The sequence below is a fragment of the Luteimonas sp. Soil_C_16 genome, assembly GCF_057657295.1.
Genome location: NZ_JBDGIS010000004.1, coordinates 168,943 through 195,133, shown reverse-complemented (window position 1 = coordinate 195,133; position 26,191 = coordinate 168,943). Strand labels below are relative to the sequence as shown.

The window sequence follows — 26,191 nt, the reverse complement described above, 5'->3', positions numbered from 1 at the left end:
GATGCCAGGCGCATGCGTTCCGGCCCCGCGCGCGGGGCGCTGCGCATGACCCTGGCGCAACTGCGCTTGATCCTGCGCCGGGAATCCCGGCGCATGTGGGTGCGCGCGACGGTCTACTGCGGCCTGGCGATCGTCACCGCGCTGGTCGGCGCCCTGGTCAAGACCTGGATTCCCGAATCGCTGGCCGGCCGTATCGGCGCCGATTCGGTCGGCAATCTGCTCGGCATCCTCGCCGCGTCGATGCTGGCGGTCACGACGTTTTCGCTGTCGACGATGGTCTCGGCCTACAGCTCGGCCTCGACCAGCGCCACGCCGCGCGCGACGCGCCTGCTGATCGCCGACAGCGGCGCCCAGGGCGCGCTGGCGACCTTCATCGGCGCGTTCCTGTTCGCGGTCGTCGGCCTGATCGCGCTGAGCACCGGCATCTACGGCGACAGCGGCCGGGTCGTGCTGTTCGCGGCGACCGTGCTGGTGATCGTGCTGATCACCCTGACCCTGCTGCGCTGGATCGAACAACTGTCGAGCTTCGGTCGGCTCGGCGCGACGATCAATCTGGTCGAAGACGTGACCCGGCGCGCGGTGCGCCAGTACGCGGCCGATCCGTATCTCGGTGCGGCACCGTCGCCCGGCGTGCCGGCCGATGCAACGGCGCTCGAGGCACAGGACATCGGCTACGTCGAGCACATCGACGTCGCGCTGCTGGCCACGATCGCGGCCGACCATGACGGCGAGATCCATGTGGTCGCGTTGCCCGGGGTGTTCGCTGCGCCTGGTCGTGCACTGGTCGCCGCACGCGGACTGCCCGCGACCGATGAAACCGTCGCGCGCGTGCGCAGCGCGTTCACCATCAGCGACGAGCGCAGCTTCGAGCAGGACCCGCGCTATGGCTTCGTCGTGCTGACCGAGATCGGCAGCCGCGCACTGTCGGCCAGCATCAACGATGCCGGCACCGCGATCGACATCATCGGCACCGTGACCCGGCTGATGTGCGAATGGGCCCGTCTGGGCGTGCCGGCAGCCGCATCGGAAATCCGCCATGCACGCGTGTTCGTGCCGGCGATCGACATCGACGACGTGTTCGACGATCTCTATCCCGCGCTGGCGCGCGACGGCGCCGGCCTGGTGGAAATCGGCATCCGCATGCAGAAGGGGCTGGCGGCGATCGCCGCGTCCGGCGACCCCGTCTTCGCCGCGGCTGCGAGTCGTCACGCGGGCCTGGCGATGGCGCGGGCGATGACCGCGCTGACCTTCGAGCCGGACCGCGAGCTGTTGCGGCGCACCGTCATCGAAGCCGGCGACAGCGTCGACGGACGCAGCGGATGACCGCGCTGCGCGTGCTGTCACAGCTGTCGGACGTGCCGGCGGCGGACTGGGATGCGCTGCATGACGGCAATCCTTTCGTCAGCCATGCCTTTCTGTCAGGACTCGAGCAGCACGGCTGCCTGCGCGCCGAGTGGGGCTGGACGCCGCAGCATCTGACGCTGTGGAACGGCGACACGCTGACCGCCGCGGCGCCCGCCTACCGCAAGACCAACTCGCACGGCGAGTTCGTGTTCGACCACGCCTGGGCGCATGCCTATGCGCAGTATGGCCATGACTACTTCCCGAAACTGCTGGTCGCCTCGCCCTATTCGCCGGTGACCGGTCCGCGCCTGCTGGCGCGCGACGCCGGCGCGCGGAAAGCGCTGCGCGTGGCCATCGAACGCGCGACCGGCGATGCGGGCTGGTCGTCGGCCCACGTCAATTTCCATACCGGCGCCGAAGCGGAGGCCTTCGATGCCGACTGGCTGCCGCGCATCGACGTGCAATACCACTGGCGCAATCCCGGCGACTGGTCGACGTTCGACGACTACCTCGGCGCGATGGACCACAAGCACCGCAAGAACATCCGCCAGGAACGCGCCAAGGTCGCCCGCGCGGGCGTGACGTTCCGCGTGCTGCACGGCGACGAGGCCAGCGACGACGATCTCGCGACGATGTACCGCTTCTACCTGCAGACCTTCGCCGAGTACGGCAACTCGCCCGCGCTGACGCTGGATTTCCTGCGCCATCTCGCCGCGACGATGCCGCGCCAGCTGGTCCTGGTGCTCGCGGACCTGGGCGACGTACCGGTCGCCGGTGCGCTGTGCCTGCGCGGTGGCGACACGCTGTACGGGCGCTACTGGGGCGCGATCGCCACCCTGCCCGGCCTGCATTTCGAGACCTGCTACTACCAGGGCATCGACTACTGCCTGCGGACGGGCCTGCGTCATTTCGAACCCGGTGCGCAGGGCGAGCACAAACTCGCGCGTGGCTTCCTGCCGACACTGGTGCACAGCCGCCACTGGATCGCCGACCCCGAATTCCGGCGCGCGCTGCGCGAGTGGTGCGCGCAGGAAGCGCAGTCGATCCGCGGGTATGCAGCGACACTCGCCGCCAGCAGTCCATTCCGGCAACCCACGCCGTGAGCCTGCATCTGCCGCGCCTCGGCGTGGAACCGGACGCCCCGTTTCCGCCGGTCGACAGCGCGCTGCGCCGCCCCGACGGCCTGCTCGCATTCGGTGGCGACCTGTCGGTGCCGCGGCTGCGCAACGCCTACCGCCACGGCGCGTTCCCATGGTTCTCCGAGGGGCAACCGATCCTGTGGTGGTCGCCGGATCCGCGCACGGTCTTCGAGACCGCGGCGCTGCATCCGAACCGGCGCTTCGCACGCACCTTGCGCGGCAGCGACTGGACGTTGCGCGCCGACACCGCGTTTGCCGCGGTCGTCACCGCCTGCGCGCGGGCACCGCGCCCGGGTCAGGACGGCACGTGGATCACCGATGCCATGCGTGACGCCTACGCCGCCCTGCACGCGGCGGGCGTCGCCCACAGCGTGGAAGTGTTCGACGGTGATGCGCTCGTCGGCGGCATCTACGGCGTGTCGATCGGCCGGATGTTCTTCGGCGAAAGCATGTTCAGCGCCCGCACCGGTGCGTCGAAGGCGGCGCTGTTCGGGCTCGCCCGGCAGATGCGCCGCTGGGACATGCCGCTGATCGATGCCCAGGTCGGCAATCCGCATCTGGCGTCGCTGGGTGCCGCCAGCTGGCCGCGTGAACGGTTCATCGCATCGGTCGACGTGCTGGCCGAAGCCCCGGCCCCGGTCATCGGCGCATGGACCGGCGCGTTCGGCGAGATCCCCGCGGCCGCGCTGGGCACGCCGGACTGAAGCGCGCAGGGGTCGTTTTGCATCGCCTGCAGCCGCGTGCGACAATACCCCGCTTTGCTGGCGCGAGCTCGAAATCATTCGAACCGTGCGCCGCATCCCCAACGACGGATATTCCACACGCATGGCGAAAGACGACGTCATCGAGTTCGAAGGCGCGGTCTCCGAGACCCTCCCGAACACCATGTTCCGGGTGAAGCTCGAGAACGGCCACGAAATCATTGCGCACATCTCCGGACGGATGCGCAAGAACTACATCCGCATCCTGACCGGTGACCGGGTCAAGGTGGAGATGACGCCCTACGATCTCACCAAGGGCCGCATCACCTACCGCATGAAGTAACCGCGGCAGCGCAACACCTTCCGAAGGCGGCCATGGGTCGCCTTCGTCGTTTCGGGCGCGCGGACATCCGGGTCGGCGCCCTGCATGCCGGAACGGCGTGTCCGCGGTAGGCTCGGTCCACACGACCGAACGGATGCCTCTGATGCCCCGACTGCCTGCCGTCGCCACGCTCGCCCTTGCGCTCGTACTCGCCCTGCCCGTCCATGCGCAGACCGCGCCCGCCACAGGCGCCGCGCCGACGGCGATGACCCAGGCGCCGCCCGCGGCCGAGACCGCGCGCCTCAATGCCTGGCTCGACCAGCAGTACGAAACCTCGCTGCGCTTCAGCCCGATCGGGCTGACCTTCCTCGGCCGCAAGGAGCTGTACGACCAGCTCGACGACGTGTCGGACGCGGCGATGGAAAAGCAGCTCGCATGGCAACGCGCGAGCGTTGCCGAGATGGAGCGCAGCTTCGACGTCGATGCGCTCGACCTCGAAGGCAGGTTGTCCTACGAGCTGTGGGCGCAGCAGGCGCGCGAGGCGGCCGAACAGTTCGAGTACCGCCGCAACGGCTACGCCTTCACCCAGATGATGGGACCGCAGGCGATGTTGCCGACGCTGCTGATCAACTTCCACAAGGTCGACAGCGAAGCCGACTACCTCGCCTACATCGCGCGACTGCGCGCGCTGCCGACGATGTTCGACACCCTGCTCGAACATGCGCAGGCCAGCGCGGACGCCGGCATGCGCGCGCCGAAGTTCGCCTACACCGGCGTCATCACCCAGTCGCGCAACGTGATCACCGGTGCGCCGTTCTCGCAAGGCGACGACACCGCGCTGTGGGCCGATCTGGTCAAGAAGGCCGACGCGCTGCGCGAGGCGGGGACGATCGACGCGGCGAAAGCCGAGGCGCTCAAGACCCAGGCACGCGCGGCGCTGCTGGAATCCGTCGGCCCCGCCTACCAGCGCGTGATCGCGTGGCACGAGGGCGACATCGGCAACGCACTGGAGAATCCCGCCGGCGTCGGCACGACACAATCCAACGGCAAGGCGTATTACGCCTCGCAGCTGCGTCGCAACACCAGCACCGACCTGACGCCCGAACAGGTGCACGACATCGGCCTGCAGGACGTGGCGCGCATCCACAGGGATCTGGAGGCGATCAAGAACGAGGTCGGCTTCGACGGCGACTTGCAGGCGTTCTTCCGCTTCATCGCCACCGATCCGCAGTTCAAGTTCCCGAACACCGATGCCGGTCGCCAGGCGTACCTCGACGAATCCACGCGCCTGCTCGACAACATCAAGCAGCAGCTGCCGCAGTTCTACGGTCTGCTGCCGAAGGCGGATCTGGTCGTGCGTCGCGTCGAATCCTTCCGCGAAGAACCCGGCGCCGCGCAGCACTATTTCCCGAGCAGTCCCGACGGCACCCGACCCGGCATCTACTACGCGCATCTGTCCGACATGAACGCGATGCCGAAGCCGGAACTGGAAGTCATCGCGTATCACGAAGGCCTGCCCGGCCATCACATGCAGATCGCGATCGCGCAGGAGCTCACCGGCCTGCCGCAGTTCCGTACCCAGTACCAGACCACCGCGTACTCGGAAGGCTGGGGCCTGTATTCGGAATGGCAGGCCAAGGAAATTCCGGGCACCTATGTCGATCCCTATTCGCGTTACGGGCAGCTGAGTTCCGAGCTGTGGCGCGCGATTCGGCTGGTCGTCGACACCGGCATGCACGCCAAAGGCTGGACCGAGCAGCAGGCGGTCGACTACTTCAACGACAACAGCGGCTTCCCGGAAGCGACGATCCGCTCGGAAGTGCAGCGTTATCTGTCGTGGCCGGGCCAGGCGACGGCCTACAAGATCGGCATGATCCGCATCCAGGAACTGCGCAAGAACGCCGAAGCGCGGCTCGGCGATCGCTTCGACGTGCGCGGATTCCACGATGCCGTGCTCGGCGGCGGCGCGCTGCCGTTGGATCTGCTCGAGCGTCGTGTGGACGCATGGGTGGAGGCGTCCGCGCGCTGATCCAGCACGCCGGAAGCGCTCCCCGCGTGGGAGCGCGCTTGCGCGCGATGGGGCCGTCCCGCGAAGCCCATCGCGGCCAAGGCCGCTTCCACGAATGCGAAAAAAGAAGGCGCCCTCGGGCGCCTTCTTCGTGACACGGTTTGCGGCGTCGGTCAGTCGACCGTCGCGGTCAACAAACGCTCCGGCTCCGCCCAGGTTTCGACGATGAGCTCGCCGTCCTGCACGTCGATCGAGACCCGGCCGCCATTGGCCAGCTTGCCGAACAGCAGTTCGTCGGCCAGGCGCCGCTTGACCTTGTCCTGGATCACGCGCGACATCGGACGCGCCCCCATCTGTGCATCGAAGCCGTGCTGCGCCAGCCAGTCGCGCGCGGCCGGCGTGGCCGACAGCGAGACGTTCTTGTCGTGCAGCTGCGACTCCAGTTCGATCATGAACTTGTCGACCACGCGCAGGATGTGCTCGAAGCCGAGCGACTGGAACTGCACCACCGCATCGAGACGGTTGCGGAATTCCGGCGTGAAGCTCTTGCGGATCACTTCCATCGCATCGCTGCTGTGGTCCTGGCGCGTGAAGCCGATCGAACGGCGCGAGGCCTGGGTGGCACCAGCGTTGGTGGTCATCACCAGGATCACGTTGCGGAAGTTCGCCTCGCGCCCGTTGGTGTCGGTCAGCACGCCGCGGTCCATCACCTGCAGCAGGATGTTGAAGATGTCCGGATGCGCCTTCTCCACCTCGTCGAGCAGCAGCACGCAGTGCGGCGTCTTGACGATCTTCTCGGTCAGCAGACCGCCCTGGTCGAAGCCCACGTAGCCCGGAGGCGCGCCGATCAGGCGACTCACCGAATGCGATTCCATGTACTCGGACATGTCGAAGCGCACCAGCTCGATGCCGAGCTGCAGCGCCAGCTGCCGCGTGACTTCGGTCTTGCCGACGCCGGTGGGACCGGCGAACAGAAAGTTGCCGATCGGCTTGTCGGGGCTGCCGAGGCCGGAACGCGCGAGCTTGATCGCAGACGTCAGCATCTCGATCGCCGGGTCCTGCCCGAAGATCACCATCTTGAGATTGCGCTCCAGATGCTCGAGCACGTCCTTGTCGGTCGCACTGACCTGCTTGGCCGGAATGCGCGCCATCTTGGCGACGATGGTCTCCACTTCCTCGACGTCGATCAGCGCCTTGCGCACGCCTTCGGGCAGCAGACGCTGACGCGCGCCGGCCTCGTCGATGACGTCGATGGCCTTGTCGGGCAGCAGACGGTCGGCGATGTGCTTGACAGACAGGTCGACGGCGGCCTGGAGCGCCTCGTCGGCGTAGGTCACGTCGTGGTGCGCTTCGTAGCGCGGCTTGAGGCCCTGCAGGATCTGGTAGGTCTCGCTGACCGTCGGCTCGACGATGTCGATCTTCTGGAAGCGCCGCGCCAGCGCGCGGTCCTTCTCGAAGATGCCGCGGTATTCCTGGAACGTGGTCGAGCCGATGCAGCGCAGCTCGCCCGACGCCAGCGCCGGCTTGATCAGGTTCGACGCGTCCATCGTGCCGCCCGACGCCGAACCGGCGCCGATGATGGTGTGGATCTCGTCGATGAAGAGGATCGCGCCGGGATGCTTCTTGATCGCGGTCAGCACGGCCTTCAGGCGCTTCTCGAAATCGCCGCGGTACTTGGTGCCCGCGACCAGCGCGCCGAGATCGAGCGAATAGATCGTCGCGTCGGCCAGCACTTCGGGCACTTCGCCGTCGACGATGCGCTTGGCCAGACCTTCGGCGATCGCGGTCTTGCCCACGCCGGCTTCGCCGACGTAGAGCGGATTGTTCTTGCGGCGGCGGCACAGCACCTGGATCGTGCGCTCGACTTCCTCGGCGCGGCCGACCAGCGGGTCGATGCGGCCTTCCTGGGCGGCCATGTTGAGATCACTGGCGAACTCGGCCAGTGCATCGCCCTTGCCCTCGCCTTCGGCACCTTCAGTGCGGGCCTGGGCCGGATCCTCGTGCGCGCCGTCAGGCTCCTCGCCACCGCTCTTGGCGATGCCATGGGAGAGATAGTTGACGACATCCAGCCGGGTCACGTCCTGCTGATTGAGGTAGTAGACCGCGTGCGAATCCTTCTCGCCGAAGATCGCGACCAGCACGTTCGCGCCGGAGACTTCTTTCTTGCCGGAAGACTGCACGTGGTAGACGGCCCGCTGCAGCACGCGCTGGAATCCGAGCGTGGGCTGGGTATCGCGCGTGTCGTCTTCGGCCAGTTTGGTGACCGAGGTCAGGATGGCCTGCTCGAGATCGCCACGCAGGCGTTCGAAATCCGCGCCGGTGGCCTTGAGCACGGCCTCCGCGGACGGGTTCTCGAGCAGCGACAACAACAGGTGTTCGACCGTCATGTACTCGTCGCGGGCCTCGCGGGCGCGCTTGTAGCACTGGCCGATCGTGAACTCGAGATCTTTGCTGAACATGGGGCGGTCGCCTCCGGCTTCACTGACACCCTAGATGGGGCCCGATTGCGGCAAACAAACCCTGCCCCCGTGGGCTTATTAGGCCCTTTCCATCGTGCAGAGCAAGGGGTGCAGATTGAGCCGTGCGTATTCGTTCACCTGCGCGACCTTCGACTCCGCGACCTCGCGGCTGTAGATGCCGCACACGCCCCGGCCACGCGTGTGCACGTGGAGCATCACCTGGGTGGCGCGTTCGAGATCCAGCGCGAAGAACCGCACCAGGATCTCGACCACGAAGTCCATCGGCGTGTAGTCGTCGTTGAGCAACAGCACCGAATACAGCGGCGGTGGCGCGACTTCCGGGCGGCCGGGGGCCACCGCGGTGCCGTGATCGTGTTCGTGTTCGTGTCTGCGACTCATCGGCCGATTATACCGCCGCGCCGTGGATGGACGCCCCGGACCCCGGTCGTCAGAATGACCGGCATTCCCCCGACCCGGTGCCTCGATGCATCACCGCCGCCGCTTGTTCCGGGCATCGCGCCTGCTGCAACTCGCCTGCCTGCTCGTCCTGTCGCCGATCGTCGCGGCCGGTCCGGGCGCAGCCGACCGGCCACCGCCCGCAGCCGGCCTCGTCCCCAGTGCCGAAGACACGCTCGCCCAGCGGCTCGACGCCCAGGGCGTGCGTTACGAGCGCGATGAAGACGGCGATTACCGCGTCGTTTTCGCCTGGCAGCAGGAGAACCGCAGCCAGCTGGCGTTCGTCGCCGGCAGCGCCCACGTGCTCGGCGACAGCGCGGTCCGCGAGGTGTTCTCGCCCGCCGCGCTGGTGCCTGCGGGCGGCTTCAGCGCGGAGCAGGCCGACATGCTGCTGCGCGACAGTCAGCGCAATGTGTTGGGCGGTTGGGAGATTTCCGGCGACACACTGTTCTATGTGATCAAGCTCCACGACGACGCCGACGGTGCGCGTTTCGAGCAGGCACTCGAAATCGCCGCCGAGCTGGCCGACGATATGGAATTGCAGCTCACCGGCGAGGACGCCCTGTGATGGCGGTGTCGGCCGATCCGCGCTTCTGGCAGCCGGACGTCACGGTCGCGACCGTGGTCATGGACGGCGGCCGCGTGCTCTGCATCGAGGAGCGCGTCGACGGGCGCCTGGTGATCAACCAGCCGGCGGGCCATCTGGAGCCGGACGAATCGCTGCTGCACGCGGCCGTGCGCGAGACGCTCGAGGAATCGGGCTGGACGGTCGAGTTGACCGGTTTCATCGGCAGTTATCTGTGGAAGTCCGCGCCGCGTCCCGGCGAAGCGGACGGCCGGCATTTCCTGCGCTTCGCCTTCGCCGCGCGCCCGCTGTCGCACGATCCGGCGCGCGCGCTCGACGACGGTATCGAGAAAGCCACCTGGTTCACCCCGGCGCAGCTGCAGGCCGAAGCGGCGCGACATCGCAGCCCGCTGGTCTGGCAGGTCGTCGCCGATTGCCTCGCCGGCCAGCGCTTCCCGTTGTCGGCCGTGCGCCAGATTCCGTGAGCGCGCCGGAGGTCATCGTCGGCATGTCCGGCGGCGTGGATTCCTCGGTCGCCGCACTGCTGCTGCGCGATGCGGGCACGCCGCTGGCCGGACTGTTCATGCAGAACTGGGCCGAAGACGGCAGCGGCGACTGCCGGGCCGAGGACGATCGCCGCGACGCGGTGGCCGTCTCCGGCCGACTCGGCCTGCCGATCCACTTCCGCGATTTCTCCGGCGAATACTGGGCCGGCGTGTTCGAGCACTTCATCGCCGAGTACGCGGCCGGCCGCACGCCCAATCCCGACGTGCTGTGCAACCGCGAGATCAAGTTCAAGCATTTCCTCGACGCGGCGCGCGATCTGGGCGCGGCCAGGATCGCGACCGGACACTACGCGCGCGTCGATGTCGAGAGCGGCCGCTGGCGCCTGTTGCGCGCGCGTGATCGCAACAAGGACCAGAGCTACTTCCTGCACCAGCTCGGCCAGGCGCAACTCGCCGCCACGCTGTTCCCGCTCGGCGAACTGCCCAAGACCGATGTGCGCGATCTCGCCCGCGCGGCGGGCCTGCCGACGGCGGAGAAGAAGGATTCGACCGGCATCTGTTTCATCGGCGAACGCGACTTCCGCACGTTCCTGGGCCAGTACCTGCCCGCACGCCAGGGCGAGATGCGCACGCCCGACGGGCACCGCGTCGGCACGCATCCCGGCGTTTTCTATTTCACGCTCGGCCAGCGCGAAGGCCTGCAGATCGGCGGTGTGCGCGGCTTCGACGCGGCGCCCTGGTATGTGGTCGGCAAGGATGTGGGCGACAATGTGCTCTTCGTCGCCCAGGGCGCCGACACGCCGTATCTGCTGTCGTCGCATCTGACGAGCGAACCCGCACACTGGATCGCCGGCGAGCCGCCGGCGCAGCGTTTCCGCTGCACCGCCCAGACCCGTTACCGGCAACACGAGGAATCCTGCGAAGTGACCATCGATGCGAACACCGGCCAGCTCGACGTGCGGTTCGACCGCCCCCAGCGTGCGGTCACGCCCGGACAGTCCGTGGTGCTCTACGACGGCGACGTCTGCCTCGGCGGCGCGGTCATCGCGCGCACCGACGCGCCGCTGGAACTGCGCGCACGCGAGGTGGCGGCATGATGGAGCAACGTGTCCTCGCCCTCGCCGGCATGGCGCAGGCGCTCAAGCAGGTCCGCCGCATCGCCGAGACCGGCCAGGCCGACGCCGCCGTGCTGTCGACCGCGCTCGACAGCGTGTTCCGCATCGACGCCAGCTCGCCGGCCGAGGTCTACGGCGGCCGCGACGCGGTCGTGCCGGGCCTGATGCTGCTGCGTGACTATTTCGGCAACCAGGGCAGCGACCCGCTGCTGCCCAAGCTCGGCCTCGCGGTCGTGCAGCTGGAGCGCCGCTTCATCCAGGACAGCGCCGTCAGTGGCGAGGTCCACCACGGCATCCTCGAGATCAAGCCTAAGGCCGAAGAACTCGGGCACACCCATCCGGAAGTGCTGGCCGCGCTCGGCGCGCTGTACGCCGACACCGTCAGCCACCTGCGGCCGAAGGTGATGGTCCAGGGCAATCCGCACTACCTCGGCCAGGCCAACGTCGTCGCCGAAATCCGCGCGGTGCTGCTGGCCTCGCTGCGTTCGGCGGTGTTGTGGCGGCAGATGGGCGGCAGCCTGTGGGATTTCCTGCTGCGCCGGCAGCAGATGCTCAAGGCGATCTGACGCCGCATGGCGCGGCTGACCTTCGTCCGTCACGGCGAGAGCGTGGCCAATGCCGGCGGGCAGACCCTGCCGCACGCCACCATTCCGCTGTCCGCGCGTGGACATGCGCAGGCCGACTGGCTGGCGGCGCAACTCGCGGGCGCGATCGCCGGCCCGGTGCTCGTCTCGCATTTCGATCGTGCCCGCGCAACCGCGCAGGCGTTCTGCGCGTTGACCGGGCGCGACGCGCAGGTGCATCCGCTGCTGCACGAATTCTCGGCAATCGATCCTGCGCGCATCGCGGGCCTGACCGGTGCACAGCGGCGCCCCCTGACCGAGGCCTACTGGACACGCGGCGACCGCGATGCCCGCATGGGCGACGCAGCGGACACGTTCGCCGAGTTCGTCGCGCGCATCGATGCCTTCCTCGATGCGATGCCGACGCTGGACGACGACAGCGTGCTGTTCGGGCACGGCATCTGGTTCGGCCTGCTGGCGTGGCGCCTGATGGGCTTCGCCGCCGACGCACCGGATGACATGCGCGCCTTCCGCCAGTTCCAGGTCGCGCTGCCGATGCCCAATTGCGCGGTGTACGAACTGACCGGCAGCGGTCGGCACTGGCATCTGCACTACCGCGCCGACCTCGCGTGCGGCATCGCCGCGCTGTAGAACCCGTACGCAGTTGGCGCCCGCGGCACGGCCGCACGCGATCGGCGGGCATCTGGCACGTCTCCATGGGAGAGCGCGGCTGTTCCGCGTCCGATCCGGATTCGGCACGCAACACGCCGAAGCTTGGATCGTAAGGACCACGATCTACGCACGTAGAAGGTTCAAAAAAAAACCCGGCGCATGGCCGGGTTTTTCTTGTTCGAGGACCGCTGCCGTCAGGCGGCGGTCTTCTCGCCCGCGTCCACGTACTCCGCAATCTGGTCGAAGTTCATGTAGCGGTAGATGTCGCTCGCCGAGGCATCCAGCACGCCGACGTCGGCCATGTACTCGGCCTTGGTCGGGATGCGACCCAGACGCGAGCAGATCGCCGCGAGTTCGGCCGAACCCAGGTACACGTTCGAGTTGCGGCCCAGACGGTTCGGGAAGTTGCGCGTCGAGGTCGAGAACACCGTCGCGCCTTCGCGCACCTGCGCCTGGTTACCCATGCACAGCGAGCAGCCCGGCATCTCCATGCGCGCACCGGCGGCGCCGAAGGTGCCGTAATGGCCTTCCTTGGTCAGCTCGGCGGCGTCCATTTTCGTCGGCGGCGCGACCCACAGCTTGGTCGGGATGTCGCGCTTGCCTTCGAGCAGCTTGGACGCGGCGCGGAAGTGGCCGATGTTGGTCATGCACGACCCGATGAACACTTCGTCGATCTCGACGCCGGCGACCTCGGACAGCGTCTTCACGTCGTCCGGGTCGTTCGGGCAGGCCAGGATCGGCTCGTGCACGTCGGCCAGATCGATCTCGATGACCGCTGCGTACTCGGCATCGTCGTCGCCCTTGAGCAGCTGCGGATCGGCGAGCCAGGCTTCCATCTTCTCGATGCGGCGCTGGATCGAACGCGCGTCGGCGTAGCCTTCGCTGATCATCCACTTCAGCATCACGATGTTCGACGTGATGTATTCGATGATCGGCGCCTTGTCGAGGTGCACGGTGCAGCCCGCCGCGGAACGCTCGGCCGAGGCATCGGACAGTTCGAACGCCTGCTCGACCTTGAGATCCGGCAGACCTTCGATCTCGAGGATGCGGCCGGAGAAAATGTTCTTCTTGCCCTGCTTGGCGACGGTCAGCAGACCGGCCTTGATCGCGTACAGCGGAATCGCGTTGACCAGATCGCGCAGGGTCACGCCGGGCTGCATCTTGCCCTTGAAGCGCACCAGCACCGATTCGGGCATGTCGAGCGGCATGACGCCGGTCGCCGCGGCGAACGCGACGAGACCCGAGCCCGCCGGGAACGAGATACCGATCGGGAAGCGCGTGTGCGAGTCGCCGCCGGTGCCGACGGTGTCGGGCAGCAGCATGCGGTTGAGCCAGCTGTGAATGATGCCGTCGCCGGGACGCAGCGAAATGCCGCCGCGCGTGGAGATGAACTCCGGCAGCGTGTGATGCGTCTTGACGTCGACCGGCTTGGGATACGCCGCGGTGTGGCAGAACGACTGCATCACCAGATCCGACGAGAAGCCCAGGCACGCGAGATCCTTGAGCTCGTCACGGGTCATCGGGCCGGTGGTGTCCTGCGAGCCCACGGAGGTCATCTTCGGTTCGCAGTAGGTGCCCGGACGCACGCCCTGGCCTTCCGGCAGACCGATCGCACGGCCGACCATCTTCTGCGCCAGCGAGAAGCCCTTGCCGGTGTTGGCCGGCTGCTGCGGCAGGCGGAACAGGTCCAGCGTCGGCAGGCCCAGCGATTCGCGCGCCTTGGCGGTCAGGCCGCGGCCGACGATCAACGGAATGCGGCCACCGGCGCGCACTTCGTCGAACAGCACTTCCGACTTGACCTGGAATTCGGCAATCACGGTGCCGTTCTTCAGCGCCTTGCCGTCGTAGGGGCGCAGCTCGATGACGTCGCCCTGCTCCATCTGCGACACGTCGAGTTCGATCGGCAGCGCGCCGGCGTCCTCCATCGTGTTGTAGAAGATCGGCGCGATCTTCGAACCCAGGCACACGCCGCCGAAGCGCTTGTTCGGAATGAACGGAATGTCCTCGCCGGTCCACCACAGCACGCTGTTGGTCGCCGACTTGCGGCTCGAACCGGTGCCGACCACGTCGCCGACGTAGGCGACCAGATGGCCCTTGTCCTTCAGATCGCGGATGGCCTGGATCGGACCACGCTTGCCGTCCTCTTCCGGCACGAAGGCCGCGCCTTCGCGCGCGTTCTTCAGCATCGCCAGCGCGTGCATCGGGATGTCGGGACGCGTGGTCGCGTCGGGCGCCGGCGACAGGTCGTCGGTATTGGTCTCGCCCGGCACCTTGAACACCGTCAGCGTCATCGAGGCCGGCACTTCCGGCTTGCTGGTGAACCACTCGGCGTCGGCCCAGCTCTGGATCACGGCCTTGGCGTTCGCGTTGCCGGCCTTGGACTTTTCTTCGACGTCGTGGAACGCGTCGAACACCAGCAGCGTGTGCTTGAGGCCTTCGGCGGCGATCGCGCCGACTTCGGCGTCGTCGAGCAGATCGACCAGCGGCTGCACGTTGTAGCCGCCGAGCATCGTGCCCAGCAGTTCGGTGGCGCGCGCGCGGGTGATCAGCGCGCTGCGCTCGGTGCCGAATGCGATGGCGGCGAGGTACGAGGCCTTGACCTTGGCGGCGTCGTCGACGCCGGCCGGCACGCGGTGGGTCAGCAGGTCGAGCAGGAACTCCGCTTCACCGGCCGGCGGATTCTTCAGCAGTTCGATGACGTCGGCGGTCTGCTGCGCATCGAGCGGCAGCGGCGGGATGCCCAGCGCTTCGCGCTCGGCAACGTGGTGGCGGTAGGCTTCCAACATGCGGGCAACTCCAGTGTCTTGTTCGTGTAGTACCGGGAAAACCGGTCTCAGGCCGACGGTACGATCAGCTTGAGACCCTTGAAATAGGTGCGGAAGAACGCGTCGTCGCGGGTGATCAGGCCATTGCACTGCAGCAGCGCGTGCGCCCCGACCAGGAAATCGCGCGACGGGCGGCCGGCGATGTCGCCGCGCTGCCAGGACCGGCGCTGCATCTCGCCCGCGCGAAGCGCGGACTTCGCCTCGATCGCCGAGAAGCGCACGCCCATGTCTTCGAGCACGGACATGGTGTCGGCGCCGTCGTGCAGCGCACCGCAAATCTCGGCCAGCGCGACGTCGCAGACGACGACCGGACCGGCGCTCAGGTACTGGCGCAGGCAGGCCTCGGCGGCATCGGCCTGCGGGCCATCGGCCAGCAGATCCACCAGCACGGGCGCGTCGACGGCGATCACCGGTCGGCGTCTCCGTCGGTGGCGACGTCGACCTCGACCTCACCGGCCGGCTGGCCACGCACCGCGCGCATCGCGGCATCGGTGTTATCGAAACCCTCCAGCCTGAAACGGCCGCGGGCGCGCGAGACGGCGTCGTCGACGCTCTTGCGCAGCACGATGCGGCTGCCTTCCAGCTCGACCTTGAGGATCGTGCCCTTGCTCAGGCCCAGCGCATCGCGCACGGCCTTGGGCAGGGTGATCTGGCCGCGTTCGGCGACGGTGGCTTCCATGACGGCCTCCGGAAAGTATGCGCGCATTATACATACCTGAACCCGCATACCCAAGCCGGGCGCCCGGAACGCGACGGGCCGGATTCCTTGCGAACCCGGCCCGTCCCGAACGCATCGACGCTGGTGGCGGCCGTCAGAACGCCAGCTGGAACCGTGCGTTGAGCGTGGTGCCCCGGTCCTCGCCCTGGTAGGCGCCGCTGCGGTTGTCGGTTTCCCAGCGGATCGCGTCCAGCATGACCCGGCTGAAATCGTTGAGATACCAGTTCACGCCGACGGTCAACGCATCGCCGGTGCCGCCCGTCGGCAGTTCCGCGTAGTCGGCGTTCTCGTAACGCGCCTTGAGTTCCCAGGCGCCCGGTCCGCCGGCGGTGACCGGCCGCGCGATTCTGACCCGGCTCCAGGTACCGGTCTTCGTCGCGAACGAGGGGCTGGCGCCGGACAGGAACCAGCCGGCCGAGAGCGCCCAGGCGTCGTGGGTGACCGCGTAGCGGCCGGCGCCGCCCAGCCCCGAGACTTCCCGCGTGCCCCACTCGCCATAGCCCCAGAACGGGCCGCGCACGCCGAGCAGTTCGACACCGTAGCCGTGGCCGTGGGTGGCGCCGTTGAGCGTGCCGGGCGCGATCTTCACCAGATCGTTGAGATGACCGGAAATCGCCGAACTGCGGAACACGCCGGTGCTGTTGGGCGCGATGTCCTCGTAGAAGCCCCAGGCGCCGAGATGCAGCAGACCGCCCTCGCCCTTCACCGGGTTCCAGTGCGCGCGGGCGGCGACGGTCATCGAGTCGTTGCTGTCGCCGACGTTGTTGAGGTCGTTGCCGGCCACCGACAGGCTGCCGTGCCAGCTGTCGCCGTAGACGCGCTGGGTCAGGCCGACGCCGAACAGGCCGCGCTGCGGGACGATCTGGGTGCCGACCACGTTGCGGTCCTGGAACGGCGTATTGCCGGTGCCGCTGGAGCCGTCGATGCCGCGGTCGTTGAGCCGGTTGCCGACGGTGAGTTCCGCCTCACGGCCGAACAGCGTGTGGCCGAGGGTCACGTAGGCCGACTTCCAGGCCACGCCGTTGTCGGCGAAATCGCCTTCGACCGCATAGCCGAGGTTGCCGTAACTGCCTTCGAAGCCCAGACGTACCGAGCGGATCTCGGTGCCGGTGATGTTGCGCGCGTCGAAGTCCGAGCCGCGGGTGCTGGACGTGTCGACGAAGACGCGGCCGCGCGGCCGGAACGTGGTCTGGCCGTCGCTGCTGGTGAACTGCGGCGCGCCCTTGGACCAGCTCACCGCCGGCGCCTTCGCCTGCGCGGCTTCGACCTTGGCGATGCGCTCGACGAGCGCGGGATCGGCGACGGGCGCGGCTGGCGCCTGGGCGGCGACTGGCGGCGTGCCGGTTTCGAGCACGGACAGGCGCGCTTCGAGCTGGCGGATCTGTTCGGCCTGCTGGCGGACCAGCGTTTCCAGTTCGCTTGGCGCGGTCTGCGCGAAGCCGGTGGACGAGGCCAGCAGCAGGCCGACGGCCAGTGCGGTGGGACGGGGGCGGAACGACATGCGCATCGTGCGATCTCCGGACACGGCACGCCCTCGGTACAGGCGGCCGCAGACAGGCCCGCCGGGTGGCGACGGGCAAACATTCGGAAGGAAGGCGCCGGTGCCGACGAGGGGGCACCGGCGCGGGAGCGCACCCGGACGTGGGGAACGGGTGTCCAGACCGTCCCGGCGCAGCGCGCGCCGGGACGTCGGCGGTCAGCTCGTGGCTTCGCGCGAGGCGTTGGGACGCCAGGTGATCAAGCGGTTCTCGGCGATGTCGAGGAAGAAATCGATGATCAACACGAAACCCGCCAGGATGATGATGCCGGCGAACACACCGACCGCATTGAAGTTGCCTTCCGCCTGCGCGATCAGATAGCCCAGACCCGCGGACGCACCGAGGTATTCGCCGATGATCGCGCCGACCACCGCGAAGCCCACCGAGGTACGCAGCGAGGACAGGATCCAGCTCGCGGCCGCCGGGAAGTACACATGCCGCAGCAGGTCACGACGGTTGGCGCCGAGGATGCGTGCGTTCGCCAGCACCACCGGGTTCACCTCGCGCACGCCCTGCATCGCGTTGAAGAACGTGATGAAGAACACCAGCGTCACGGCGAGCGCCACCTTCGACCACAAGCCCAGACCCAGCCAGAGCACGAAGATCGGTGCGAGCACGACGCGCGGAATCGCGTTGAACCCCTTGATGAAGGGATCGAGGATGCGCGCCGAGCGCGGGCTCAGGCCCAGCCAGACACCGCCGGTGACGCCGAGCACGGTACCGATCACGTAACCCAGCACCGTTTCGGTCAGGGTGATGTAGACGTGGCTGTAGAAGCTCGTGTCCATCAGCCAGGTGACCATCTGCCGGACGATGTCCCACGGCGCCGGGAAGAAGAACGGATCGATGAGGCCGGCCGAGACACCGGCCTGCCAGCCGCCGAAGACACCGACGACGAGCATGATCTGGATGGCACGGTCAGTCTTGGCGTGCATAGCTCTTCTCCACTTCGCCGCGCAGGCAGGCCCAGATGTCGCGATAGAGGTCGGTGAACCGCTGGTCGAGCTTGATTTCCGCCACATTGCGCGGCCGCTCGAGATCCACGTGGAAGCTTTCGACCACCCGGCTCGACGGGCCGGAGGACAGCACGACGACACGGTCGCCGAGCGCGATCGCTTCCTCGAGGTCGTGGGTGATCAGGATCACCGCGCGGCGGTCTTCCTGCCACAGCCGCAGCAGCTCGTTCTGCATCAGATGCCTGGTGTGGATGTCGAGCGCCGAGAACGGCTCGTCCATCAGCATCACCTTCGGTTCGACGATCAGCGCCTGCGCCATCTGCACGCGCTTGCGCTGGCCGCCCGAGAGCTGGTGCGGATAGCGGTGCTCGAATCCCTTGAGGCCGACCTTGGCCAGCCAGGCGTTCGCCCGCTGCTCGCGGTCCTTCGCGTCGACACCGCGGAAGCGCAGGCCGAGTTCGACGTTCTGGAACGCCGTCTTCCACGGCAGCAGCGCGTCCTGCTGGAACAGGTAACCCACCGATTCCTGCACGCCGTTGACCGGCGCGTCGTCGATGCGGATGCCACCCTTGGTCGGGTTCAGCAGGCCGGCAACGGCATTGAGGATGGTGCTCTTGCCACAGCCGGTCGGTCCGACGATGGCGACGAACTCGCCGTCGGCGACCTCGATGTTGACGTCGCGCACCGCGGTGAAATCACCGAAGGACATCGTGACGTTGTCGACCGAGACCATCGAACGCGACGGCATCGGCATCGGGACTTCATCCCGGATGCGGGCAACACTGGCGACAGCCATGGAACCTCCTTACTGCTTCGCGTCCGCGGCGACGCGGTCGACGAATACGTTGGTGTAGGTCTTCTCGAGATCGATGTCGGCATTGGCGACATCGGTGTTGAACTCGCGCAGCACGAGCAACGGCGTTTCCAGATCCTTCGGCTCGAAACGGCCGTCGCGGGTGAAGATCGCGCGCGCCTGCTCGACCGCCTTGGCATAGGTTTCGCGGTCGCCGGAGACGTACTTGTCCGGCAGCGCGGCCACGACTTCGGCCGACGTGTGATCGGCGATGAACTCCAGCGCCATGCGTTCGGCGCGGACGATCTTCTCGACCGCCTCGGGGCGCTTGTCGAGGAAGGACTGCTGGGCGTACATGACCGACGTCGGATAGATGCCGCCGTAGACCTCGCGTGCACCTTCGTCGCTGCGCGCATCGATCAGGATCTTGCCGACGCCGCGCTCGACGAGCAGCGTGCCGGCTGGGTCGTAGTTCACCAGCAGGTCGATCTTGTCCTGCTGCAGCGCCGCGACCGCGGCCGCGCCCGAGCCCACGCCGATGATCGAGATGTCGTCGACGGGAATGTTGTTGCGGGCCAGGTAATGCCGGACGAAGAAGTCCGACGACGAGCCCGGCGCGGTGATGCCGACCTTCATGCCGCGGATCGACGCCGGGTTGGCCGGATCGAACGTGCTGTCGGGACGACCGGCGAGCACCAGGCCGGAATTGCGCGACAGCAGCACGAACGCGACGACGTCCTTCTGCTTGGCCTGCATCTGGATGGTGTGGTCGTAGAAGCCGACCGCGACGTCGGTGGAGCCGGCGACCAGCGCCTGCAGCACCTTGGAACCGCCCTGGGCGAAGTTCTCGGTCTGGACGTTCAGGCCCACGTCTTCGAAGTAGCCGTTGGCGTCGGCGATGAAGAACGGCAGGTTGTTGAGGTTGTACGAGCCGACGCTGATGCGTACCGACTCGCCTTCGGCAGAGCCGCGGCTGCCGCTGCAACCGGCAACACAGACCATGGCCGCCGCGAGCACGGCGGTGATGAGACGCTTGTACATCGATCCCTCCCAGGATGGTGATGGCTTGGACCGGGCGGATGCCCGGTGTTGTTCAGTTCACGCAGCCGAACTCCATGGCGCTGCTGCGTTGCGCCGCGGGTCCGTGCTGGCGAAGACGCGGCCCTCGAACAGTCGCCGTGCGGTCCGCACGACGCTGGCGACGATCGGGGCATCCATTGCGGGTCTGTGCAGTGCCACGTCCAGGCAACCGCTCGGGTGTTCCAGCCGCACGCTGCCGGGCAGCGGGAGGCTGCCGGCCATGCGCTGCGCCACCGTCCCGTCGGTGACGCACGCGGTCGAGATGCCGACCGCGCCGGTGATCGCCAGTGCGCTGTGGCACTGGTGGGGCATGAAATAGCGCACCTGCAGCGCGCCGCCCGCCCGGGGCGGCAACAGCAGCACGGGCTTGGGAATGACGCGATCGCCCGCATCGGCGATGCCCATCCTGCGCCCGGCCTCGATGCGGATCCGTTCCAGACGGGCCAGCATCGCGGTGTCCGCGTTGAGTTCGGCCACGCTTTCCGCACCGGTCACGCCCAGGGCCGCACCCTCGAGCATCACCATCGGCATCGCGCAGTCGATGCAGCTCACCTCGACGCCATCGATCCATTCGCTGGCCTCGCCGGTGGGCAACAGTTTGCCAGTCCGGGCGCCGGCGGCGTCGAGGAAGGCCAGCGAGATCGGCGCCGCGGTGCCGGGCGCACCGGCGATCGCGGTCTCGCCGCGGTAGTGCACACGGCCCTGCGGGGTCTCCACGGTGGCCAGGATCACCTTGCCGGTATTGACGTTGTGGATACGCACCTCGGTCCGGGGGTCGCCGGCGGCGACCATGCCCGACTCGATCGCGAACGGGCCCACTGCAGCCAGCATGTTGCCGCAGTTGGGCGTGGTATCGACCAGCTGGCGGTCGAGGCGCACCTGGGCGAACAGGTAGTCGATGTCGGCATCGGCCCGGGTCGGCGGACCGACGATGGCGACCTTGCTCGACAGCGCATTGCCACCGCCGATGCCGTCGATCTGCAGCGGATGCCCGGCGCCCATGACCTCCAGCAGCAGGCGATCCCGCTCGGCGGGGTCCGCCGGCAGGTCCGACGCGCGGAAGAACGGCCCTTTCGAGCTGCCGCCACGCATCAGGACACAGGGAACGCTGTAGAGATCGTTGGACATGAGGGTCGCAGATTGATATGAATATCGAATCAATTGATCGATTCGTTGCGATACTGGCATGGCCGGAATTGATCTGTGAAATGCTGATTTCAGGAGAATTGATACGTTATGAGCATCAATTGCGAAATCCTCGACCTGCGCGCGTTCCTGCTCGTGGCCGAGACCCGCAGCTTCCATCGCGCAGCCGAAGCCCTGCACGTCTCGCAGCCGGCATTGAGCCGACGCATTCAGAAGTTGGAGAGCGCGGTGGGCGCGCCCCTGCTTGAACGCACCACGCGCAGCGTTGCGCCCACGGCCGTCGGGCAGAACCTGCTGCCGCTGGTGCGCCGGATGATCGAAGAGTTCGACGGCTCGCTGTTCGCCTCGCGTGGCGTCGACGATGGCCGCGGCAGCCAGGTCACGATCGCCTGCCTGCCGACGGCAGCGTTCTACTTCCTGCCGAGCGTCATCGCCCGCTTCCACGAGGACCATCCCAGCGTCCGTTTCCGCATCCTCGACATCCCGGCCACCGAAGGCCTGCAGGCGGTCGAGCGCGGCGAGGTGGAGTTCGGCATCAACTTCATGGGCGCGTCCGATCCCGAGCTGGAATTCGACTCGCTGGTCGAAGACCCCTTCGTGCTCGCCTGCCGCCGCGACCATCCGCTGGCGACCAAGCGCCGCGTGACCTGGAGCGACATCGCCCAGCACCCGCTGATCACCGTGCATCGCACCAGTGGCAACCGCACCCTGCTCGACGGCGCACTCGCCCGCGAGAACCTCAAGCTCAGCTGGTTCTACGAGGTCACGCACCTGTCGACCTCGCTCGGCCTGGTCGAAGCGGGCGTCGGCATTTCGGTGCTGCCACGGATGGCCACGCCGCAGCAGGAACACTCCATTCTGGTGACCCGCGAGATCGCGCCCCCCGTGGTGTCACGTACGATCGGCATCGTGCGCAGGCGGGGCGCGATGCTCTCGCCCGCCGCCGAGCGGTTCCTGCAGATGCTCAAGAGCACCTGGCAGAAACCGTGAGACGCGCCCGACCGATGACATGTCCGCCACGCCGGCCTGCCTACACTGGCCGTCTCGACGCGGTGACGCGCATCGACCGGGCGTCGCGCCGCTTCACCCCGCAGCAACCCGGATGCCTGCGCATCCACGCATGCCCGCCACGACCGGTCCGACCGCGTCACCGCTAGCAACCCGCGACAGGAGCTTCCGCATGACCGATACCTTTTCCACGCGCGCCGACCTCGACGTCGGCGGCCGCCGTTACGCCTATTCCAGCCTGCCGGCGCTGGGCAAGCGGTTCGACATCGCCCGCCTGCCCTACTCGATGAAGATCCTGCTCGAGAACCTGCTGCGCCACGAGGACGGCGAGACCGTCGCCGCGCACCACATCGAGGCGGTGGCGAAGTGGGACCCGAAGGCCGAACCGGATACCGAGATCGCCTTCATGCCGGCGCGCGTGGTGCTGCAGGATTTCACCGGCGTGCCCTGCGTCGTCGATCTCGCCGCGATGCGTGACGCCGTGGTCCGCCTCGGCGGTCGCCCGGAGCAGATCAATCCGCTGATCCCGTCGGAACTGGTGATCGACCACTCCGTGCAGGTCGACGTGTTCGGTCGCCCGGACGCGCTGGATCTCAACGGCAAGATCGAATTCCAGCGCAACAAGGAACGTTACGGCTTCCTGCGCTGGGGCCAGAAGGCCTTCGACAACTTCAAGGTCGTGCCGCCCAACACCGGCATCGTCCACCAGGTGAACCTCGAGCATCTCGCACGCGTGGTGATGACCGCCGAGCGCGACGACGGCGTGCAGTGGGCGTACCCGGACACCGTGTTCGGTACCGATTCGCACACCACGATGATCAACGGCATCGGCGTGCTCGGCTGGGGCGTCGGCGGTATCGAGGCCGAAGCCGCGATGCTGGGCCAGCCGTCGTCGATGCTGATTCCGCAGGTCGTCGGCTTCAAGCTGAAGGGCCGACTGCCGGAAGGCGCGACCGCGACCGATCTCGTGCTGACCGTCACCGAGACGCTGCGCAAGCATGGCGTCGTCGGCAAGTTCGTCGAGTTCTTCGGCGAGGGCCTGCAGCATCTGCCGCTGGCCGACCGCGCGACGATCGGCAACATGGCGCCCGAGTACGGCGCGACCTGCGGCATCTTCCCGATCGATCAGGAATCGCTGAACTATCTGCGTCTGTCGGGCCGCAGCGAAGAGCAGATCGCCCTCGTCGAGGCCTACGCGAAGGCGCAGCAGCTGTGGCACGAACCCGGTTCCCCGGAGGCCGAGTACAGCAGCGTGCTGGAACTCGACATGGCCGACGTGCGCCCGTCGCTGGCCGGTCCGAAGCGTCCGCAGGACCGCGTGCTGCTGGAGAAGGTGCAGCAGAATTTCCGGGACAACGTGGGTCCGCTGGTCGCCAAGCGCAACAAGGCGAGCGCGGAAGACCCGCAGGTCGACCGGTTCGAGAAGGAAGGTGGCGGACAGCCGCAGGCCGAGCGCCTCGCCGCACGTCCGGTGTCGAAGATCACGCTCGATGACGGTGAGCACGAACTGACCGACGGCTCGGTGGTCATCGCCGCGATCACGTCCTGCACCAACACCTCGAACCCGGCGGTGATGCTCGGCGCCGGCCTGCTCGCACGCAACGCCGCGGCGAAGGGCCTCAAGGCCGCGCCGTGGGTGAAGACCTCGCTCGGACCGGGCTCGCTGGTGGTGACCGATTACCTCGAAAAGGCGGGCGTGCTCGACGATCTCGAGAAGCTCGGCTTCTACGTCGTCGGCTACGGCTGCACGACCTGCATCGGCAACTCCGGCCCGTTGCCGGACGCGGTGTCGAAGGGCATCGCCGAGAACGATCTCGCAGTGGCCGCGGTGCTGTCGGGCAACCGCAATTTCGAAGGCCGCATCCACGGCGAAGTGAAGATGAACTACCTCGCCTCGCCGCCGCTGGTCGTCGCCTACGCGATCGCCGGCACGGTCGACATCGATCTGACCGACGATCCGCTGGGCAAGGACCAGGACGGCAATCCCGTCTACCTGCGCGACATCTGGCCGACCAACAAAGAGATTGGCGACTTCATCGCGAAGACGATCGGGCCGGAGATGTTCGCCAAGAACTACGCCGACGTCTTCAAGGGCGACACGCGCTGGAATACGATCGAATCGCCCGATGGCGATCTGTATGCGTGGGACGAAGCGTCCACCTACATCAAGAATCCGCCCTACTTCGACGGCATGACCATGGATGTCGGCAGCATCGATGACATCCACGGCGCGCGGATCATGGGCCTGTTCGGCGACTCGATCACCACCGACCACATCTCCCCGGCCGGCAACATCAAGGGCGATTCCCCCGCGGGCCGCTTCCTGCAGGAGCGCGGCGTGCAGCCGGCGGACTTCAACAGCTACGGCTCACGCCGCGGCAACGATGACGTCATGGTGCGCGGCACCTTCGCCAACATCCGCATCAAGAACCTGTTCTTCGGCGGCGAGGAAGGCGGCAACACGCTGTACTTCGGTGATGGCGAGCCGGAGAAGCTGTCGATCTACGACGCCGCGCAGAAGTACAAGGCCGCAGGCGTGCCGCTGGTGGTGTTCGCGGGCAAGGAATACGGCACGGGGTCGTCGCGCGACTGGGCGGCGAAGGGCACCAACCTGCTCGGCGTGAAGGCCGTGATCGCCGAGAGCTTCGAGCGCATCCACCGCTCCAACCTCGTCGGCATGGGCGTGCTGCCGTGCAGCTTCCGCAACGGCGAGAGCGCGCAGAGTCTTGGTCTCGACGGGTCGGAGACGGTGGAACTCACCGGCCTCGCCAACGGCAAGTCGAAGACCGCGCAGATCGTCGCGAAACGCGCCGATGGCACCGAGATCCGCTTCGAAGTCGACGTGCTGCTGCTGACGCCGAAGGAAGTCGAGTATTTCCGTCATGGCGGCTTGTTGCACTACGTATTGCGTCAGTTGGCCGCGAAGAAGGCGGCCTGACGCCGGAGCGGGCGGAAGCCAGCGCATTAGGGTTTCGCATGACCCGCCCCTTCCCCCGCGAGCGGGGGAAGGCTGGGATGGGGGCAAACGGTCAGGTCACTCGAAGTTTCGGAGGACCAGAACGAATAAGCCGGCTATTCCAGAACGCCCCGAATTGCCGGTTCGCCCCCTCCCAACCCTCCCCCGCACGCGGAGGAGGGCTTAGAGCGATGGCGCGACGCGCGCGTTCAACCTCGCCTCAAACCCCCGGACACCGCGGCAAGCCATCGCCCACGCTGCACTCGACGCAGCACGGCGCGCTCTGCGGACGCGGCGTCGACTGGCCCGGCTGTAGGACATCCGGCACGGCCGGCATCGGCGGCGGTGCGACGTAGAGCCCCGGCGACGGCGACAGCGCGGCGAGCTCGTTGGCCGGCCGTAACTGCAGCAGCACCGCCCAGTCCTGCCGGTTCGCATTGCAGGCCAGTGGTGCATCCGGGCTACACGGCGGATCGTCCAGTCCGCGTTGCGCCAGTGCGGCGAACTGGCCGCCCGCAGTCAGCGGCATCAGCCGCATCGTCACGCCGTCAAGCACATTGCCGCCGACCAGCTGCGCCTGCCCGCTTTCGGCGCCGACGACGATGTCGCAATGCATGCCGAGCCCGCCGTCCTCGCTGCTGAGCAACGTGGCGAGACCGGCGAAACCGAACACGCGATTCGCTGCGCGCACGTAGCACAGCATGTCGCCGCGCGCCGGGCGGGAGGTCATCGGATCGGCGACGCGATAGGCGTTGGTCTCCGGGATGCGATAGGCATTGCGCACGTAGTCGACATGGCTCGGCGATCCGCTGAAGCCCGGCAGCGTCGCGCGTCGCGCGACCCAGGACACGAACGCCGCCGACCACGGCACGTCGACGAGGAAGCTGCGGCAGGCCGACGACGGTTGGCTGCTCGTCGGCGCGAACATGCAGTCCCAGGCGCCCGGGCGATGCTGGAGCTGCGACAGCTGGTCGGCGCCGCGCCAGTAACCGGCGACGCGACGCCAGGCCTGTTCGCCATTGGTCAGCAGCGCGGTCTCGGCCTCGCGCACCGTCGAGCCGGCATAACGGCCTTCGACATCGATGAAAGGCCGGTGCCAGAGCAGATGTTCCTCGCACGCGGCTGCGGCGAGCCGGGTAGCCGGATCCGGCGAGGCGACCTGCGCGCGCAGCAGTGGACAGGGATCGGCTGCCAGCGCGGCGAACGGCGCGGACAGCAGCAGGCAGGCGAGCAGGAACAGGTAGCGCGTCGATCGCATCGGGACGTCCATTCCGCGCGGGACACGCGGTCGCCGCCATCGTGCCCCAGCGGCACGTGAAGA

At 67.7% G+C, this 26,191-nt stretch carries 23 protein-coding genes; 12 read left to right on the top strand and 11 right to left on the bottom strand.

The window, feature by feature from the left end:
- Positions 1-12 precede the first annotated feature (12 nt).
- The 5 genes from AC3A5T_RS09540 to AC3A5T_RS09520 all read left to right on the top strand — a co-directional run bounded on the left by AC3A5T_RS09540 (position 13) and on the right by AC3A5T_RS09520 (position 5,535).
- Positions 13-1,323, top strand: coding sequence for a DUF2254 domain-containing protein (locus AC3A5T_RS09540; RefSeq protein ID WP_487628357.1), 1,311 nt, complete (start codon positions 13-15; stop codon positions 1,321-1,323).
- The gene (locus AC3A5T_RS09535; RefSeq protein ID WP_487628356.1) at positions 1,320-2,447 is read left to right on the top strand and encodes a GNAT family N-acetyltransferase; all 1,128 of its coding nucleotides are present in this window, start codon (positions 1,320-1,322) and stop codon (positions 2,445-2,447) included. The genes AC3A5T_RS09540 and AC3A5T_RS09535 overlap by 4 nt, the downstream gene beginning before the upstream one ends.
- Positions 2,444-3,187 (top strand): leucyl/phenylalanyl-tRNA--protein transferase, encoded by a 744-nt coding sequence (gene aat / locus AC3A5T_RS09530; RefSeq protein WP_487628355.1) that lies wholly within the window; start codon positions 2,444-2,446, stop codon positions 3,185-3,187. The genes AC3A5T_RS09535 and aat overlap by 4 nt, the downstream gene beginning before the upstream one ends.
- Positions 3,188-3,308: 121 nt before the next feature.
- Complete coding sequence (infA, locus tag AC3A5T_RS09525; protein WP_055248081.1) at positions 3,309-3,527, top strand: translation initiation factor IF-1; 219 nt, start codon at positions 3,309-3,311, stop codon at positions 3,525-3,527.
- A gap of 142 nt (positions 3,528-3,669) precedes the next feature.
- On the top strand, positions 3,670-5,535 hold the full coding sequence (locus AC3A5T_RS09520) for a DUF885 domain-containing protein (protein ID WP_487628354.1): 1,866 nt from the start codon (positions 3,670-3,672) through the stop codon (positions 5,533-5,535).
- Between the two features lie 152 nt (positions 5,536-5,687).
- On the opposite strand, the gene clpA is transcribed toward AC3A5T_RS09520, so the two are convergent.
- Together clpA and clpS are read right to left on the bottom strand one after the other, a co-directional pair.
- Entirely contained in the window at positions 5,688-7,973 is a 2,286-nt protein-coding gene (clpA, locus tag AC3A5T_RS09515) for an ATP-dependent Clp protease ATP-binding subunit ClpA (protein ID WP_487628353.1), read from the bottom strand.
- 78 nt (positions 7,974-8,051) lie between these two features.
- A complete protein-coding gene (gene clpS / locus AC3A5T_RS09510) occupies positions 8,052-8,372 on the bottom strand; it encodes an ATP-dependent Clp protease adapter ClpS (RefSeq protein ID WP_487628352.1) in 321 nt (106 codons plus the stop codon).
- Positions 8,373-8,457: 85 nt separating this feature from the next.
- On the opposite strand from clpS, the gene AC3A5T_RS09505 reads away from it, so the two are divergent.
- Genes AC3A5T_RS09505 through AC3A5T_RS09485 form a run of 5 tightly spaced genes read left to right on the top strand, consistent with a single transcriptional unit; the run spans position 8,458 to position 11,829 of the window.
- Entirely contained in the window at positions 8,458-8,997 is a 540-nt protein-coding gene (locus AC3A5T_RS09505; protein WP_487628351.1) for a type III secretion system chaperone family protein, read from the top strand.
- Positions 8,997-9,479 (top strand): NUDIX hydrolase, encoded by a 483-nt coding sequence (locus AC3A5T_RS09500; protein ID WP_232149524.1) that lies wholly within the window; start codon positions 8,997-8,999, stop codon positions 9,477-9,479. The genes AC3A5T_RS09505 and AC3A5T_RS09500 overlap by 1 nt, the downstream gene beginning before the upstream one ends.
- Positions 9,476-10,597 (top strand): tRNA 2-thiouridine(34) synthase MnmA, encoded by a 1,122-nt coding sequence (gene mnmA, locus AC3A5T_RS09495; RefSeq protein ID WP_487628350.1) that lies wholly within the window; start codon positions 9,476-9,478, stop codon positions 10,595-10,597. The genes AC3A5T_RS09500 and mnmA overlap by 4 nt, the downstream gene beginning before the upstream one ends.
- Entirely contained in the window at positions 10,597-11,181 is a 585-nt protein-coding gene (gene hflD, locus AC3A5T_RS09490; protein ID WP_332077708.1) for a high frequency lysogenization protein HflD, read from the top strand. Before mnmA ends, hflD begins: the two co-directional genes overlap by 1 nt.
- Before the next feature lie 6 nt (positions 11,182-11,187).
- The gene (locus AC3A5T_RS09485; protein ID WP_487628349.1) at positions 11,188-11,829 is read left to right on the top strand and encodes a histidine phosphatase family protein; all 642 of its coding nucleotides are present in this window, start codon (positions 11,188-11,190) and stop codon (positions 11,827-11,829) included.
- A 215-nt stretch (positions 11,830-12,044) separates the two neighbouring features.
- Here the strand turns inward: AC3A5T_RS09485 and AC3A5T_RS09480 are convergent, their stop codons facing one another.
- The 8 genes from AC3A5T_RS09480 to AC3A5T_RS09445 all read right to left on the bottom strand — a co-directional run bounded on the left by AC3A5T_RS09480 (position 12,045) and on the right by AC3A5T_RS09445 (position 21,065).
- Entirely contained in the window at positions 12,045-14,636 is a 2,592-nt protein-coding gene (locus tag AC3A5T_RS09480) for a bifunctional aconitate hydratase 2/2-methylisocitrate dehydratase (RefSeq protein ID WP_487628348.1), read from the bottom strand.
- 47 nt (positions 14,637-14,683) lie between these two features.
- Positions 14,684-15,085: a type II toxin-antitoxin system VapC family toxin gene (locus tag AC3A5T_RS09475; protein ID WP_332077238.1), complete on the bottom strand. Its 402-nt coding sequence runs from the start codon at positions 15,083-15,085 to the stop codon at positions 14,684-14,686.
- The gene (locus tag AC3A5T_RS09470; RefSeq protein ID WP_487628347.1) at positions 15,082-15,354 is read right to left on the bottom strand and encodes an AbrB/MazE/SpoVT family DNA-binding domain-containing protein; all 273 of its coding nucleotides are present in this window, start codon (positions 15,352-15,354) and stop codon (positions 15,082-15,084) included. The genes AC3A5T_RS09475 and AC3A5T_RS09470 overlap by 4 nt, the downstream gene beginning before the upstream one ends.
- Positions 15,355-15,487: 133 nt before the next feature.
- Entirely contained in the window at positions 15,488-16,900 is a 1,413-nt protein-coding gene (locus AC3A5T_RS09465; protein ID WP_487628528.1) for an OprO/OprP family phosphate-selective porin, read from the bottom strand.
- A gap of 189 nt (positions 16,901-17,089) precedes the next feature.
- Positions 17,090-17,866 (bottom strand): ABC transporter permease, encoded by a 777-nt coding sequence (locus tag AC3A5T_RS09460; RefSeq protein ID WP_332077235.1) that lies wholly within the window; start codon positions 17,864-17,866, stop codon positions 17,090-17,092.
- Positions 17,850-18,641, bottom strand: a complete 792-nt coding sequence (locus AC3A5T_RS09455; protein WP_487628527.1) for an ABC transporter ATP-binding protein — start codon at positions 18,639-18,641, stop codon at positions 17,850-17,852. Before AC3A5T_RS09455 ends, AC3A5T_RS09460 begins: the two co-directional genes overlap by 17 nt.
- Positions 18,642-18,692: 51 nt before the next feature.
- On the bottom strand, positions 18,693-19,721 hold the full coding sequence (locus tag AC3A5T_RS09450) for an ABC transporter substrate-binding protein (protein WP_332077233.1): 1,029 nt from the start codon (positions 19,719-19,721) through the stop codon (positions 18,693-18,695).
- Between the two features lie 57 nt (positions 19,722-19,778).
- Positions 19,779-21,065, bottom strand: a complete 1,287-nt coding sequence (locus AC3A5T_RS09445; protein WP_487628346.1) for a 4-oxalomesaconate tautomerase — start codon at positions 21,063-21,065, stop codon at positions 19,779-19,781.
- Between AC3A5T_RS09445 and AC3A5T_RS09440 the strand changes: the two genes are divergently transcribed.
- Together AC3A5T_RS09440 and acnA are read left to right on the top strand one after the other, a co-directional pair.
- On the top strand, positions 20,997-21,896 hold the full coding sequence (locus AC3A5T_RS09440) for a LysR family transcriptional regulator (protein ID WP_232135346.1): 900 nt from the start codon (positions 20,997-20,999) through the stop codon (positions 21,894-21,896). The two genes, AC3A5T_RS09445 and AC3A5T_RS09440, sit on opposite strands and share 69 nt — an antisense overlap.
- Before the next feature lie 190 nt (positions 21,897-22,086).
- Positions 22,087-24,852 (top strand): aconitate hydratase AcnA, encoded by a 2,766-nt coding sequence (gene acnA, locus AC3A5T_RS09435; RefSeq protein WP_487628345.1) that lies wholly within the window; start codon positions 22,087-22,089, stop codon positions 24,850-24,852.
- A gap of 238 nt (positions 24,853-25,090) precedes the next feature.
- On the opposite strand, the gene AC3A5T_RS09430 is transcribed toward acnA, so the two are convergent.
- Positions 25,091-26,128 (bottom strand): DUF2272 domain-containing protein, encoded by a 1,038-nt coding sequence (locus tag AC3A5T_RS09430; protein ID WP_487628344.1) that lies wholly within the window; start codon positions 26,126-26,128, stop codon positions 25,091-25,093.
- Between the last annotated feature and the right edge of the window lie 63 nt (positions 26,129-26,191).